The organism is Kribbella solani, assembly GCF_014205295.1.
Taxonomy (GTDB): domain Bacteria; phylum Actinomycetota; class Actinomycetes; order Propionibacteriales; family Kribbellaceae; genus Kribbella; species Kribbella solani.
Window position 1 is genome coordinate 6,590,701 of record NZ_JACHNF010000001.1, and the last position, 14,361, is coordinate 6,605,061.

The window sequence follows — 14,361 nt, forward strand, 5'->3', positions numbered from 1 at the left end:
CGACAATGGCCCCCGACTCGCGTTTCCGCAGGTCAGGGGCCACTTGTCGCACGTGTGGCGGGTGCAGGGTTCGAACCTGCGTAGGCATAAGCCGACAGATTTACAGCCGAGATGCACTCTCGCCCCTGACCTGCGAAAACGTCACCACAGGCCGACGGTTTGGGAGATATTTAGGATCAGCCATTCACAGCCGCTGCTGGACAACGAATGTGTCAGGCCGTTCCCGCCTGCTGCGCGATCACGCTCGCGATGTTGGGCGGGCGGTACAAGTCGCTTTTCTGCACTTTCCCGTCCCGCTCGATGGGTCTGCCGTTGGCATCGAGCTTGGTCATGTTCGCCTTGTGGATCTCGGCGAGGACGGCGTCAAGGTCGATGCCGTAGCTGATCGCTGTTCCGTATGCCGCGTAGACCACGTCTGCCAGCTCGTGGGCGATTTCAACGAGGTTGCCGCCTTGGGCGGCTTCGGCAACCTCGCGTACCTCCTCATCGAGAATCCGTTGGCGGGCGGCGGCCAGTCCGGCCGGCAGTGGCGTGGGCCGGTCGGGGTGCCTTAGCTCGAATGCCTCGTGAAACTCACGGACGAGCCGCGCCGGGGATTCAGCCACGAGTGCTGTCGACCGGCGCCGCGCCCGCCGCCTTGTTGTCAGGGACTCGCCCGAACTCCGCGTAGATCGGAGCCCCTTGCCGCAGCGCCTCCTGCGCGCACGCGATGCGGCGGACCATCGACGGCCGCATACGGTCGCTGGCCTGATCGAGCGTCATGAACTGGAACCGTCGAGCCTCGGTGTCATCCAAGGTGATCTGCGCAATCTGCTCATCGGTCAGAACGCCGCCGTCGAAGATGAACATGACGCCGTCGTGCCAGACGCCGGTAGCGGGTATCCAGTCGATGACGAGGGCTGGGCCGATCTCGATATCGATGCCGATTTCCTCGCGCGCTTCGCGGCGGGCTGCGTCGAGCGGCGACTCATCGAATTCAGCGACCCCGCCGGGGATCTCAAGCGTCGGCTTGTAGACCGCTTCAAGGAAGAGGATCAGTCCTTCGCTGTTGCGTACGAGAGCGCCCCCCGCTGTCGTCTTCTTCGGCAGTCGTCCTGCGATGCCGATGTTGAATTCCTTCTCCGGTTCGCCTTCGGCTGCTAGGTCAGCCTCGCGGCTTGGGTGGATCATTTGGTTACACCTTCTGGATTTAGACCGCTCTGGTCGAAGAAGCTTCGGACAACATGAGTCGTCTTGAACGGTTCCAGCTTTGCGGCCAGCCGCTCAAGATGTCGTTGTGCACGATTTGAATCAACGTTGTCGCTCAAGGAGATTATCTCCGTGCCGTAATGGCATGCGAGTTCCAACTCGCCTTCTCGGGTTGCCGCTATTCCGAGTTCTGCCGCGCTGTAGATTCTGCGCCTCGGCCGGTCTCCCGATCCCTCCCAAACCTGAGTGAGATGCCGCCTCGCTTCCTTCGTGTTGCCCAGGTCGTTCCAGCAAGTCCCCGCGTGGCTTGCAAACATGATTTCATCCCACTGCGGTTCCCACGTACGAGGCTCCGCTGACTGGATCTGCTCGTAAGACTGCTCCGCCGTACGGAGCGCGGCGGTTGCTTCACCGACTGCTCCGAGGCGTGCGTGTGATCGGGCGAGCAACAGGTCAGCCTCTACCAGGACCTGCGGACTGCCTGCCGACTCGGCAACATTGCGGGCCGCCTTGGCCACTCGCAGAGCTGCACCTGCTTGCCCGACGTGAAGTGCTTGGTGGGTGATGCTCGTCATCAGGTACGCCGACAACGCGTGGTCGCCTACCTCGCGCGCAAGCCGCAGCGCTTGCGTGAAGTACGCCTGGCCTGCACCGTGCTGTCCGGCGTCGTAGTACATCCAGCCGACGATCTCGCACAGCTCAGCCACTGCGGAGAAGAGATCCGATCGGGTGTCCGCTTGGATCTCCCTTTGGAGCATTGGCAATGCAACGTCGTGCAGGTACCGACGGGCGGTTGCTCGACACTCCGCACCACCTGCCCGTCGCTCGATCGTGTCTATCGCTGAGATCATCGTTCGCACCAGCTCAACGTCCGAGCTGCTGACGCGGCTGCCGTCTGCACTCACAATCGCCTGCCCTACAGCAGATGTCAGCCAGTCGAGCACAGTCGCTGCTAGATCTTCGGGACGGTACGCGACCTGTCCGGCGGATGGCTCGGCGAGGTTCTGCAGGATGGTTACTGCTACTTGCAGCCCGGACGGGTAGGCAGTCCGAGAGTGCGTCGCGTCGGCCGAAGAACCAACAGCAGAAGGCGCGGGGCGCATCTCCCGGAATCGGTCGGCCACAGCCTCGGGAGCATCTCTGAGGGTGCGGGTCAGTTCCGTCTGCATGTCTTGCCTGAGTGGCTTGGCCTGCGGCCGGTTCCGCCAGTTGTAGAGGGTGCGCGGCGCGATCCTCAAGACATCCTGCGCGAATGCCTCATCGGTCATCGCCGGGAAGACCACCTGGAAGGCGTCTTGCAGAGCTCGGACAGCCGCAGGAGTCCATACGTAAGGGCGATCCATCAGCCCGCCAAAGGCACGCAGGCGGGCAACGTCGAACGGCCGGCAGTGGCCGGGACCTCAGCCCCAATGCGCATCGCAGCTATCCCCCGGCGGCGGGTCGTCACTGAGGTCCGGTGAGATCCAACGCCTGGAACACGTCTTCGGGTGCGCCCTGGAGCAGTTCGCGGAAGCTGATCTTCAAGGCCGCGCAGAGTGCCACGGCGTCTGCAACTGTGATTCGACGCTTACCGGCTTCCAGATTGCTGACCGTCACGCGCTGCCAGCCCATCTCGTCGGCAAGATCTTCCTGGCGTTGCCGGGCGCGTGCTCGCGCCGCGCGCACGTTGCCCGCAATCAGCGCGTCCAGTTCGGCCGGGGTCACGTGTCGATCCTGCCCGCATCTAGCAGGACACGTCATGCATAAAGACATGACGTGACGTAACTCAAGTTACACACATTTCATGCTCAATTACATGATGTCATCTATTCTTACATCATGACGCTAAATTCATCAGAAAGTAGCTACGGCCAATCCGACAGTCATCAGGACGGTGGAAGCCTCGGCGGGCCGAGCGGCGGACCGGCGGCCCACGGGGACGAGTGTGAGTCGTGCTCGGTGCAACGCAATATCCGGGAGATCCTTGGATCGGCGCGGTCGGCAGGTGAGAAGCTCCGATTGGTCGGACTCGCACTCGACCCACCTTCCCCAGTCCAGACCCCGCTGAGGAGTGATCGCGGCTGGCCAGTCCTGCGAGCGGCAGCACGTCCGACCGACGGTCTGAATGGCCCCTGATGTGCATCCACGCAACCGAGGACCTGATGGACTGGCAGTACGGGGTGACTCACTGGCTTGCCCTGCGCGACGAACCTCGCCTTGCCGACGAGCCCCCGGAGGGCGACGGCTGGATTCTGAACGACGACATCGGCGACAACGGCCATGTCGTGAAAGTGCCTGCCTGGTCAGATGGATCGATTGTCTGTCATCGCACGCTTTGGCGGCGCCACAAGCTTGGTCATCGCCATTGGCTCCGAGGGGCGTACGTCGACGTGAATCGCCGTCCATGGTTCAACGGCAGTGACATTCCGGAGCGAATCCTCCGAGAGTCGGAACGGCGGGCAGCGGAGGGCGTGTCACGACCCTCCGGGTCGCCGTGACTAATCCGGCAGCCGCGCCACCACTCATGCAGCGCTGATACCTGCGCCAACAAGGCCGCAGGTATCAGCGCTGCAGCATTTAGCGCCCCTTCGCAGCGAAGGCTCGCGGCGGACGGGGGATCGGGCTCTAGCCCAACTTGCGGAATGTGCAGACGACTTGCAGACGATCGTGACGAGTTGCAGGTGGCTGTTCATGGTCCGGGCGGCTGATCGCCAGTTGACTTGTCTGCATGAGCTTCCAGGGATTCCACTCGCTCCGCGAGGTCCTCAACCATCCTGCGCAACTCGGTGAGCTGCGCGCCTTCGCTGGTCTCGCCCGGGCCTGCCTCGGCGGCCGGCACCGTCGCCTGCTTGCTTACAAAGGTGCCTCGTCCGCGCGACGACATGACCAATCCCTCTCGCTGCAACTCACGGATCGCGGCATGGATCGTCATCTCGGCTACGGCGTATTCGGCCGTCAGGGCGCGAAGCGCGGGCAGCTTCGTACCAGGAGCGAACTCGCCCGTGTGGATTCTGCGGCGGATGTCATCCGCCAATTGCGCATGCAGCGGCTGAGCGCTGTCTCGATCGATCGCCACCTGTCCACGGTACCTGAAAGCACTAGGGCACGGTCGTGTATTGACAAGATGCAAAACCCTAGGGCACGCTAGTGCAATCGAAGCGACGCCCCGGCGGGTGCAACCGCCGAGGCGTCCGGGTCGCACCAATCCATTCGCGTAGAGGAGCACAACCCAATGAGCATCATCCACCTGTCTGCCGTCACTGGCGAGGAACCGACCGCTGCCGATCTGGCTGCGATTGAGCGGGAGTGGCCGTTGATCGCGGCCGAGCTGGACTTGTTGGACGCCGAGATCGCGGCCATCAACGCCGGGCCGCACGCGTCGGAGCTTGAAACCCGCCGCGTTCGGCGGGCCAAGCGTCACGTACTGGAGATCGGCCGGGAGCTGGCCGACCGCGAGCCGGGATCGGAGGTTGTGGCATGACCGCCGCGTTCGCCGCATACCTGGCGGCTCTCCTGGCTGCTCACACGGTGGGCGACCACTGGATTCAGACCCACACCCAGGCCCTGTGCAAGGGCAAGCCCGGCTGGGCCGGTCGGCTGGCCTGCCTTCGCCACGTCGCCACCTACACCGCCACCACAGCCCTGCTCGGCCTGCTGGTCTGGCAGGTGCTCGACCTGCACCTGTCCTGGCTCGGCTTCCTGGCCGGTCAGGTTCTGTCGGCAGCGACCCACTACCTGGCCGACCGCCGGGTACACCTGGAGCGGTTCGCTCGCTGGCTCGGCAAGGGGGACTTCCTGAAGCTCGGTGTACCTCGGTTGGGCGTCGACGGTGACGGCCGGGAGTACGACGACAACCCGTCACTCGGCACCGCCGGGTACGCGTTGGATCAGTCGTTCCACCACTTGTGCTTGTTCTTCGCGGCGCTGGTCACGGTGCTGCTGTCTGGGGGTGTGCGATGAGTACTCCGTTGCGTGCGTCGTATCCGGTGCCGGTGGAGGACCTGATCCCGGCAGCTCGTGAGCTGGTGTCGGAGCTGGGCGAGGTCCCGTCGCAGAACCGGCTGATGAAGCATCTGCGGGTCGGTAAGGACAAGGCCAAGGCCGTCCACGCCGCCCTGACCGACGAGCACACCGAGCGGACCGAGGACCGGTCGGAGACTCGGTTGCACTCGGTGCCGGACCCAGACGAAACCACCGAGACCACCACCGAGACCGCTGTCGGGATCGTCACTCCGGAACGTGCTCCTGAGCCTGTAGTGGAGGAGACCGTGCAGGTGACGCCACCTACGGACCTGGTTCCGGCCGACGCTCCCGCGCCGGTTGAACTAGGCCCCGCGGGAGCAGAGTTCGACCGCGCGGAGGGCATCTCTCCGGCGTCCGAGGCGACCCCGGAGACCGGTGCTGAGACCGGTGCTGAGCGCGATGCTGGGTCGGGGGAGGAGATGCCCCGGCTGCGGTCGTGGCCGGTGTTGTTGCTGGCGTTGCCCGCGTTTGTCGCGGTCTGGTCCGGGTGGGTTGGTCTCGGTGAGCTGACCGGGTTCGGGGTCGTGCATCCGCTGCCGGGGATCGCGGACGGCTTCACGATCAACTCGGCGATCACGCTCCCGATTGGTGTGGAGACGTATGCCGCGTTTGCGCTGCGGGTGTGGCTGTCCGGCCGGGTCCCGGACACGGCGCGCCGGTTCGCGAAACGGTCCGCTCTGGCGGCGCTCGGGCTGGGTGCGTTGGGGCAGGTCGCTTACCACCTGCTGGAGGCCGCTGGCGTCACTCGTGCGCCGTGGCTGATCACCACGGTTGTTGCCTGCCTGCCCGTCGCCGTGCTCGGCATGGGCGCCGCGCTGGCTCACCTGATCCACGCCCGCCCTGCCCGCCCCATCCAGAACGGGGAGAAGTGACCATGACTGAACCTGTGAACAGTCAGAACAACGAGCTGCCTGACCCGATCGACCTGGACGCCCACCGGGTTGACCGTGCCCGCCGTGAGGACGATGCCAGGCCCACGGAGCAGGCCGGGAGCGAAAGTGCCGGCATGGTGGTGCCGTTGTCGGCGGGCGAGGTGGAGTCGATGAGCACCGCGTACGAGGTCGCGTTGGACGACGCCGACGACGACCCGGCCACGGGCAAGGTCATCGTGCCGGTGGACACCCCGGGCCTGGCGGTTCCGGTCGCGGACGGCCAGCGGCTGCCGATCATCCCGACCCATCTGCACCCGCAGAACCTGCGCGCGACCACGACCCGTGCCCTGGCGCGTGCGGGGCACGTGACGGCGTTCCACGCGGTCCGATCCCCCTGGTACGCGACGAAGTTCGGGTGGTTCGCGGGGCGTGGTCTGTCGCGGCTGGTCGGTCGGCAGATGCGGTGGTGGTGGGTGCCGAACTCGGTCGAGCTGGAGCAGAAGGCGGCCGATGCGGGGGAGTTGAAGGAGTGGGAGAAGATCCACCGCCAGCTCAAGGCCACCCGCCTGTGGCGCGGTCTGGTCCTGACCGGACAGAATCTCGGGTTGCTGGTCGGGTTGCCGATCGCCTGGAACCTGGCTCCGGCCGCTGGTCTCGCGGCGGTCGCGGCGGCGGCGGTTGCCGGGCTGGCGCACTACGGCAGGCCTGCAGGTCAGACCGTGCTCGGTACCGCTGTCGTCGCGCCCCGGTACCGGAAACTGAACTCGGACATTGTGCTGCGGGCGTACTACGCGGCGGGGCTCGGCAAGCCGGACAAGGCTGACCAGGAGGTTCGGTTCGGGTCGCCCATGTCCCGCGACGCCCGCAACACTGGCTCTCAGGTCCTGGTGGACCTGCCGTATGGCAAGAGCTGGTCCGATGTGGTCGGCGTCCGGGAGAAGATCGCGTCCGGGCTGGATGTGCACCTGAACCAGGTGTTCCTGACCCCGGACAAGACCAGCTCCAGGCGGCACACGCTGTTCGTGTCCGACCGCGACCCGCTGGCCGTCCCGGTGGGCCGCACGGACATGCTGGACTGTAAGCCGCGCTCGATTTGGGAGCCGGTGAAGCTCGGCAAGGACGAGCGCGACAGCTTGGTGACGTTGTCGCTGATGTGGAACTCGCTGCTGGTCGGTGCGCAGCCGCGTAAGGGCAAGACGTTCTTCGCCCGGCTCGTCGCCTTGCATGCGGCGCTGGACCCGTGGGTGAAGCTGATCGTTGTCGACGGCAAGAACTCGCCGGACTGGTTGTCGTTCAAGAAGATCGCGCACCGGACCGTGTTCGGGACGCACCCGAACCCGAACGATGACAACCCGGTCGAGCACCTGCAAGCGATCCTGGACGAGGTCCTGGCCCACATCGACCGTGTCAACAGCATCTTGACCACGCTGCCGGTGACGATGTGCCCGGACGGGAAGCTGACCAAGGAACTCGCCCGCGACCCCCGCTACCCGGACCTGCGGGTCCTGGTGCTGGTGATGGAAGAGTTCCAGGTCTACTTCGAGACCGAGGACCAGGCGGTGAACAAGGAGATCGCCGCCAAGCTCTCCCGCATCCAGGCCGTGGGACCGAGCGCTGGGGTGATCATCGAGTCCAGCTCGCAGAAGCCGTCCGGGGTCGGAGCGGGTGACGTGGGCCGCCTGTTCAACCGGTACCGCGACAACCACTCGGCACGGTTCGCGCTCAAGTGCGGCAACCGGATCGTGTCCGAAGCCGTGCTTGGCGGCGACGCCTACGCCGAAGGCTTCGACGCCGCCGCCCTCCCAGTGGGCGACGAGTACCGGGGTGTCGGCTACCTGTACGGCGTCACCGACAACACACCAACCGTCAGGTCGTTCCTGGCCGATGCGGCCGACGCGGACAAGATCACCACCGCCGCCCGCAAGCACCGCGAACAGCTCGGCACCCTCACCGGCGAGGCAGCCGGGGAGGAGATCGAGCGGGCAACCCGTGACGTGCTGGCTGACCTGCTGACCGTTCTGGACGCGGACAACGCCGCGCACTGGGACACGGTCGCCGGGCGGCTGGGGGAGCGGATGCCGGAGCAGTACGACGGCACCACGCCGGAGGCGATCTCCGCGCAGGCCCGCGCGCTGGGCGTCCCGAGCGTGAACGTGAAGCGCGACGGGGCCACCCGCAAGGGCGTCAAGGCCGCCGACATCCGGGCCGCGATGGCCCGCCGCGACAAGACCAACTGATCTACGGAGCGTAACCAAATCAACTGAGGGTGCGGGACGGATGAGGTAGCGGCCCCGCCGCTACCGGTAGCGGCTGCGCTACCCGTCCCGCTACCCCGCAACCCGACCACCACCAGGCCGTATATCCGCAGGTAGCGGGTCGCGGCCACGGTCCCTCACGCCCAAAAACAGCCCGTTGGAGGCTCCCCGTGCTGTCCCACGCCGCTACCGCCACCCACATCACAACTACCCACCGTAGCGACCTGGGTAGCGGGCAGATCGACGCTGCCGCTACCCTCACCGCCACCATCCACACCACGATCCACACCGCCGCCCTGGCCGCCACGGTCCTACTGATCGTGACCGCCGTGGTCGGGTTCTACCTGCTCACCTGCCTGATCTGGCCGTTCGGCAAGTGCCACCGCTGCAAAGGCGTCGGCAAGTTCAAAGCCCCGATCGGCAAAGCGTTCCGGCACTGCGGCAAGTGCGACGGGTCCGGGCTACGGGTCCGGACCGGACGCCACTTCATCAACCACCTACGCGCCGTCCGGGGCGCCGGGCAGAACTCGACCAGCAAGGGCGGCAAGTGATGCGCGGCCTGGTGGCAGCCGTCGTCGCGGCTGTCCTGCTCAGCCTGACTGCCGGTTGTGCCACGGGAACCGTGGTGGATAAGGGCTACCGGGTCGATCGGGTCCTGGTGAACGGCAAGCCGCAGTTCCGGCCGTGCTGGTGGGTGAAGTTCCGCGACGGCGACGGTGCCACCCACACCGCCTGCACCTCCCGCGCTAAGTGGAAGCACGCCAAGACCGGTGACCAATGGGGTGCCCAGTGAACGGCCTGGAAACGGTCCAGGCTGCCGCGTTGGAGGCGGCAGTACGCGGTTGGCCGGTGTTCATGCTCGGACGCTCCAAGCGGCCGGTTGCCAACTGCAACGACTGCCGCGACCAGGCGCACGAGCCGGGCTCCTGTGGGCACCTGACCTGCCACGGGTTCTACGCCGCCACCACCGACCCCGACCGCATCACGGCGATTGTGGCTGCTGTCCCGGCCGGGCAGCTCGCCGTCCGCACCGGCGCGGTATCGCGCGGAGGGTCCGGGCTGGTGGTGGTCGACGTGGACCCCGCCCACGGTGGCTGGCCCAGCCTGGCCGAACTGGTGGCACACCAGCTCGTGCCGCGCACGTTGTGGGTTCGGACCGGGTCGGGTGGGGTGCACCTGTACTACCGGCACCCCGGACAGGAGATCGGGTCGCGGCCGATGCCGGGCCGTGCCGGGATCGACATCAAGGCCGATGGCGGGTACGTCGTGCTGCCGCCGTCGATCCACCACCGCACCCACCAGCCCTACCAGTGGGGAGCAGGCCTGGGCGAACCGCACGAGATGCCCCCCGCGCTGATCCACGCCTGTCTCCCGCCCCCGCCGGCCGAAACACCCACCCACCCGACCGGGCCGATCCGGACCACCTCCACGACCGGGAGCGGGGGCATCTCCCACCCTGAACGGCTGCTAGACGCCCACCTGGACGCCGTACGCAGAGCAGGCAAGGGGAAGCGCCGAACCACCCTCTACGGCGCCGCCAGAGGCGTTGCACGGATGGTCGCCGCTGGAGCCGTCACGCCAGCCGACGCGATCGCCGCACTGACCGCTGTGGGGCAGCAAGCCGACCAAACCGCACGCGACATCCAAGCCGCTATCACCGGCGGCTTCCGTGACGAAGGGATCGCCGCATGACCACCCCAACCGACACCACCAGCTCCACCAACACCGCAGGAAGCACGACGGCTGCCACCGCCGCCGATGCTGTACGGGAGCGAGTCAACGGTGCGGAGTTGCTGGACGACGTGGCCGCCACGATCACCCGGTACGTGATCCTTCCTAGCCCGGCCGCGCTGACTGCCGTGGTGCTGTGGATCGCCGCGACCCACGCGATGGATGCGTGGAACTGCGCGGCACGGCTGGTCATCCGGGCACCGCAACGCCGGTGCGGGAAATCGCGGCTGCTCGACATGGTCGAGGCCATGTGTCACCAGCCGATGATGACCGCCAACGCCTCCCCAGCGGCTGTGTACCGGTCGATCGGACTCAACCCGGAAGACCCGCCCACGCTGCTGCTCGATGAGGCCGACACGATCTTTGGGCCCAAGGCAGGCGACCACGAAGACCTGCGCGGCCTGCTCAACGCCGGTCACCAGCGCGGCCGACCCACCAAGCGGTACAACGCGGGGCTGAACCGCTTGGAAAGCCACGAGACGTTCGCTATGGCTGCTCTGGCAGGGATCGGCGCGATGCCCGACACCATCGAAGACCGGGCCGCTGTGATCCGGATGCGGCGCCGCGCCGCCGGTGAAACCGTCCAGCCCTACCGCGTCCGCCGTGACGGCCCCGCACTGGCCCTGATCGGCTACCGGCTGCACGAATGGCTCACCGCGCACGTAGACGAGCTGGGCGACGCCATGCCCGCCATGCCACTCGAAGACCGCGCCGCCGACACCTGGGAACCCCTCATCGCCGTCGCCGACCTCGCCGGAGGCCACTGGCCCGCCGACGCCCGGCAAGCCGCACTGACCCTGCTGGCCGAACACGAAGACTCCGCCGAAGAACCACTGTCGGTACGGCTCCTGACCGACTGCCGGACCGCGTTCCGCGACGCCGACGCCCTGCCCACCGCTGATCTGCTGCAGCGGCTGCTCGCCGACGACGAAGCACCCTGGGCGACGCTCGGATCGGGTGGGCTGTCACCGATGAAGCTCGGCATGCTGCTGCGCGAATTCGAGATCCGCAGCGGCAACATCCGGTTCCCCACCGGACAAGCCAAGGGCTACCACCGCCACGCCTTCACCGACGCCTGGAACCGCTACTGCCCCGAACCCCAAACCACCACCGCCGGCACTGCCGACGACACCGGCACAGGACAAGCCGTCCCAGCCGTACCAGCCGTCCCAATGCAGGTCACGCCGGGGACGGCTTCCACCCCCGGGACGGCTCAAGCCGTCCCACCCACCCAAGCCGTCCCGCACCTGACCTGCGAAGGGACGCCTGGGACGGCTGGGACGGCTTCCCCGCATGAACCCGGAGCAGCCGTCTGCATTCGTTGCCGACAGCCCATGTCGCACGACGACGGAACGCACACCCACTCGACCTGCGAGACCGCATGAAGGAGACCGCAGACGTGAGCAAGACAGCCCCGATCCATCGGGCGCACCTGACCATCGCAGAACTCTGCGCTGAGCTGGGCGTGGCCCGCTCGACCTTCTACGACTGGCGCCAAGCCAGGAAAGCGCCGCGCTGCATCAAGCTCCCCAACGGTGAGCTGCGCATTCGTCGTACCGATCTCGAAAACTGGCTCGATTCCTTGCAGGAGGCAGCGTGACCGACGACCACAAGATGGATCTCACGTATGACGTGCGCTTCCACAAGATGGAGGTGTACAAGGGGAAGACGAAGACCACGTACCGCCCGCGCTGGGTAGTTGCCGGAGAGCGATTCGGGGAGAGCTTCACTCACGTGAAGCTCGCGCGATCGTTCGAAGCAACCCTCATCGCGGCGGCACGGGAGGGGGTTCCTTTCGACAAGAAGAGCGGCCTACCCGCGCCGATGGCGAGGAAGCTGTACAGCCGTAAGTGGTTCCAGCACGCGTGCCAGTACGTAGACGTCAAGTGGCCCCACATCTCCCCCGGCCACCGGCGGGGCATCTCGGAGACGCTGACGCAGGCCACCCTCGCATTGCTGACCGACCAAAGGGGTCGTCCGTCTGATGATGAGATCCGCGTAGCACTACACGGTTGGGCATTCAGCAAGTCCGCCCGAAAGGAATTGCCGGTCGATCAAGCCGAGCCGCCCGCTCGGATTGCCAAGACGATTGAGTGGCTACTGACCGGCACGGTAGAGCTGTCGCAATTCGACGACGCCGAGGTCGTGCGCAGTGTTCTCGACAAGCTGGCCCTTCGGCAGGACGGCAAAGCAGCGGCGGCGAGCACGATTACCCGGCGCCGCGCAACGTTGCACGGTGCGATGAAGTACGCAGTCGAACTGAAGCTGCTTCAACGTCATCCGTTCGAAACCGTTAGCTGGACCGCGCCGAAGCACGAAGAGAAGGTAGATCCTCGTGTCCTGGCCAACCCAGAACAGGTCCGGTCGTTGTTGGCGGCCGTTCGCGAGATCTACCCATCGCTTGAGGCGTACTACGCCTGCATGTACTACGCAGCCATGCGGCCGGCAGAGGTCCGCCACCTTGCCAAGCCACACCTCCTGAGGCTGCCCGAAGAGGGCTGGGGTGAAATGCTGCTGGACGGCTCGACCCAGCAAACCGGGCAGACATGGAGCGACACTGGCGAGGTGCGGGAGGAACGGCCGCTGAAGCACCGCGCCAAGAACAGCACGCGACGAGTACCGATCTGCCCGGAGCTGGTAGCCATCCTGAGACGGCACTTGGAGGTGCATGGCACCGGCCCCGATGGACGGCTGTTTGTGACTCGTGTCGGTCGCTTCGGGCGAGTCCCTCTGCGGGCGTACTGCAACCCGGTTCATCCGAACACGCTTTCTCGGACCTGGGCCAAGGCGCGCAAAAAGGCTCTGACCGAACACCAGTTCCGCTCGCTGCTGGCCCGCCGCCCCTACGACCTCCGGCACGCCGGTGTCAGCCTCCAACTCAACGCCGGAGTTCCGGCGACGCTCGTCGCGGTGTGGGCGGGACACAGCGTCAAGGTCTTGCTGCAGGTCTATGCCGGATGTATCGACGGGCAGGAGGAAGCCGCCCTCAGGCGGATCGAGTCAGCATTGGGCCTGCGCATCGTGATCGTCGCCTGAGACTTTGGGACGTATTCGGGACGAGTGGCCGTAGATCGCCGTAGCTGGCCGGACACTCTCGGACACCGGCACTCAACATGAAGATGGCCCCTGAGCTGCGTTTCCGCAGGTCAGGGGCCATTTTCAGCCTTACTACCAACCGGTGGCGGGTGCAGGGTTCGAACCTGCGTAGGCATAAGCCGACAGATTTACAGTCTGCTCCCTTTGGCCGCTCGGGCAACCCGCCAGGGTGGTGCTGGTTCGTGAACCGGCGTGGGAGACGATACAACAGGTAGTGGCCCTGACAGCAAATCGGAAAGGTAGTGCCCATGGCTTCGGAGTCCTCCTTCGACATCGTGAACAAGGTTGACCGTCAGGAGGTGGACAACGCCGTGAACCAGGCGGCGAAGGAGATCAGCCAGCGGTTCGACTTCAAGAACGTGGATGCGGGCCTGAAGTGGTCCGGTGAGTCGATCGAGATGCAGGCGAACACCGAGGAGCGGGTGAGCGCCGTACTCGACGTGTTCAAGGACAAGCTGGTGAAGCGGCAGATCTCGCTCAAGGGGCTGGACGCGGACGAGCCGAAGCTGTCCGGGAAGGTGTACAAGATCACAGCGACGATCGACGCCGGGATCACGCAGGAGAACGCGAAGAAGATCTCCAAGCTGATCCGCGACGAGGGGCCGAAGAGCGTGAAGGCGCAGATCCAGGGGGACGAGCTGCGGGTGTCCAGCAAGAGCCGGGACGACCTGCAGGCGGTCCAGTCGCTGGTCAAGGGGCAGGACTACGACTTCGCGGTGCAGTTCGTGAACTACCGCTGACCAGTGGCCGTCGGGGCCGGGGCCGAAGGGTTCGCCAGCTACCACCATCTGCTTGGCGAACCAACGGTTCGGACCCGGTACACGCCACTACGGCGATGGGCGAGGTGTGTTGCGCGGTGTACGCGCTGACCGCCTCGCCTTTGTTGTTTGGTGGGGCTGCGTGTTGCTTGGCGTGGGCGGGGGCGCTCTCTGCGTGTTCGCTTTGTTCGGGGGTTGGACTGGGAGGATGGGGGGATGGGACGGGTGTTGGGGCGGCGGGAAGCTTCGGGGGCTGTGGAGGGGGACGGGTGGCGGTTCTTGTTGGGGAGTTTGCAGGGGGTTGTGGTGGTGGGGGCGTTGGAGCGGGGGGCTCGGTTGGTGGTGGAGGTGGTGGCTGCTTGTGGGGAGGATGCGGGCGGGCATCTTCGGGTTGATGTTCGGGGGGATCGGGTCGTGTTCACGTTGCAGTCGGTGGAGCGGGCGTGGGTTACCGAGCGG

General features: G+C 66.1%; 17 protein-coding genes and 1 tRNA gene. 12 read left to right on the forward strand and 6 right to left on the reverse strand.

Going from position 1 to position 14,361, the window contains the following annotated elements; translation table 11 throughout:
• Nucleotides 1–212: 212 nt before the first annotated feature.
• The 4 genes from HDA44_RS30450 to HDA44_RS38285 form a co-directional block, all read right to left on the reverse strand.
• On the reverse strand, nt 213–605 hold the full coding sequence (locus HDA44_RS30450) for a pyrophosphohydrolase domain-containing protein (RefSeq protein ID WP_184840301.1): 393 nt from the start codon (nt 603–605) through the stop codon (nt 213–215).
• Nucleotides 598–1,170 (reverse strand): NUDIX domain-containing protein, encoded by a 573-nt coding sequence (locus HDA44_RS30455; protein WP_184840303.1) that lies wholly within the window; start codon nt 1,168–1,170, stop codon nt 598–600. Before HDA44_RS30455 ends, HDA44_RS30450 begins: the two co-directional genes overlap by 8 nt.
• A complete protein-coding gene (locus HDA44_RS30460) occupies nt 1,167–2,456 on the reverse strand; it encodes an NsdA family TPR-like regulatory protein (protein WP_184840305.1) in 1,290 nt (429 codons plus the stop codon). Before HDA44_RS30460 ends, HDA44_RS30455 begins: the two co-directional genes overlap by 4 nt.
• A 175-nt stretch (nt 2,457–2,631) precedes the next feature.
• A complete protein-coding gene (locus HDA44_RS38285; RefSeq protein ID WP_184840307.1) occupies nt 2,632–2,892 on the reverse strand; it encodes a helix-turn-helix domain-containing protein in 261 nt (86 codons plus the stop codon).
• Between the two features lie 437 nt (nt 2,893–3,329).
• Between HDA44_RS38285 and HDA44_RS30470 the strand changes: the two genes are divergently transcribed.
• Nucleotides 3,330–3,665 carry a hypothetical protein gene (locus HDA44_RS30470; RefSeq protein WP_184840309.1) on the forward strand — a complete coding sequence of 112 codons (336 nt, stop codon included), beginning with the start codon at nt 3,330–3,332 and terminating at the stop codon, nt 3,663–3,665.
• A 191-nt stretch (nt 3,666–3,856) separates the two neighbouring features.
• Here the strand turns inward: HDA44_RS30470 and HDA44_RS30475 are convergent, their stop codons facing one another.
• Complete coding sequence (locus HDA44_RS30475; RefSeq protein WP_184840311.1) at nt 3,857–4,243, reverse strand: GntR family transcriptional regulator; 387 nt, start codon at nt 4,241–4,243, stop codon at nt 3,857–3,859.
• A 156-nt stretch (nt 4,244–4,399) separates the two neighbouring features.
• Here HDA44_RS30475 and HDA44_RS30480 point away from each other — a divergent pair, with 156 nt between their 5' ends.
• The 10 genes from HDA44_RS30480 (at nt 4,400) to HDA44_RS38725 (ending at nt 13,084) form a co-directional block, all read left to right on the forward strand.
• Nucleotides 4,400–4,648 carry a DUF6284 family protein gene (locus tag HDA44_RS30480; RefSeq protein ID WP_184840313.1) on the forward strand — a complete coding sequence of 83 codons (249 nt, stop codon included), beginning with the start codon at nt 4,400–4,402 and terminating at the stop codon, nt 4,646–4,648.
• Nucleotides 4,645–5,127, forward strand: a complete 483-nt coding sequence (locus HDA44_RS30485) for a DUF3307 domain-containing protein (protein ID WP_184840315.1) — start codon at nt 4,645–4,647, stop codon at nt 5,125–5,127. Before HDA44_RS30480 ends, HDA44_RS30485 begins: the two co-directional genes overlap by 4 nt.
• Nucleotides 5,124–6,062 (forward strand): ABC transporter permease, encoded by a 939-nt coding sequence (locus HDA44_RS30490; protein ID WP_184840318.1) that lies wholly within the window; start codon nt 5,124–5,126, stop codon nt 6,060–6,062. Before HDA44_RS30485 ends, HDA44_RS30490 begins: the two co-directional genes overlap by 4 nt.
• Before the next feature lie 2 nt (nt 6,063–6,064).
• Nucleotides 6,065–8,299, forward strand: coding sequence for a cell division protein FtsK (locus HDA44_RS30495; protein ID WP_184840320.1), 2,235 nt, complete (start codon nt 6,065–6,067; stop codon nt 8,297–8,299).
• 188 nt (nt 8,300–8,487) lie between these two features.
• On the forward strand, nt 8,488–8,868 hold the full coding sequence (locus tag HDA44_RS30500; RefSeq protein ID WP_184840322.1) for a hypothetical protein: 381 nt from the start codon (nt 8,488–8,490) through the stop codon (nt 8,866–8,868).
• Nucleotides 8,868–9,110 carry a hypothetical protein gene (locus tag HDA44_RS30505; RefSeq protein WP_184840324.1) on the forward strand — a complete coding sequence of 81 codons (243 nt, stop codon included), beginning with the start codon at nt 8,868–8,870 and terminating at the stop codon, nt 9,108–9,110. The genes HDA44_RS30500 and HDA44_RS30505 overlap by 1 nt, the downstream gene beginning before the upstream one ends.
• A complete protein-coding gene (locus tag HDA44_RS30510) occupies nt 9,107–10,009 on the forward strand; it encodes a bifunctional DNA primase/polymerase (protein WP_337906596.1) in 903 nt (300 codons plus the stop codon). The genes HDA44_RS30505 and HDA44_RS30510 overlap by 4 nt, the downstream gene beginning before the upstream one ends.
• Entirely contained in the window at nt 10,006–11,433 is a 1,428-nt protein-coding gene (locus HDA44_RS30515; RefSeq protein WP_184840327.1) for a DUF3631 domain-containing protein, read from the forward strand. The genes HDA44_RS30510 and HDA44_RS30515 overlap by 4 nt, the downstream gene beginning before the upstream one ends.
• Before the next feature lie 14 nt (nt 11,434–11,447).
• The gene (locus HDA44_RS37680) at nt 11,448–11,648 is read left to right on the forward strand and encodes a helix-turn-helix transcriptional regulator (RefSeq protein ID WP_337906598.1); all 201 of its coding nucleotides are present in this window, start codon (nt 11,448–11,450) and stop codon (nt 11,646–11,648) included.
• The gene (locus tag HDA44_RS38725; protein WP_202887643.1) at nt 11,645–13,084 is read left to right on the forward strand and encodes a tyrosine-type recombinase/integrase; all 1,440 of its coding nucleotides are present in this window, start codon (nt 11,645–11,647) and stop codon (nt 13,082–13,084) included. Before HDA44_RS37680 ends, HDA44_RS38725 begins: the two co-directional genes overlap by 4 nt.
• A gap of 143 nt (nt 13,085–13,227) precedes the next feature.
• Here the strand turns inward: HDA44_RS38725 and HDA44_RS30530 are convergent.
• A tRNA-Tyr gene (locus tag HDA44_RS30530) sits at nt 13,228–13,310 on the reverse strand.
• A gap of 82 nt (nt 13,311–13,392) precedes the next feature.
• Here HDA44_RS30530 and HDA44_RS30535 point away from each other — a divergent pair.
• Nucleotides 13,393–13,884: a YajQ family cyclic di-GMP-binding protein gene (locus HDA44_RS30535; RefSeq protein ID WP_184840331.1), complete on the forward strand. Its 492-nt coding sequence runs from the start codon at nt 13,393–13,395 to the stop codon at nt 13,882–13,884.
• Nucleotides 13,885–14,361: the final 477 nt, after the last annotated feature.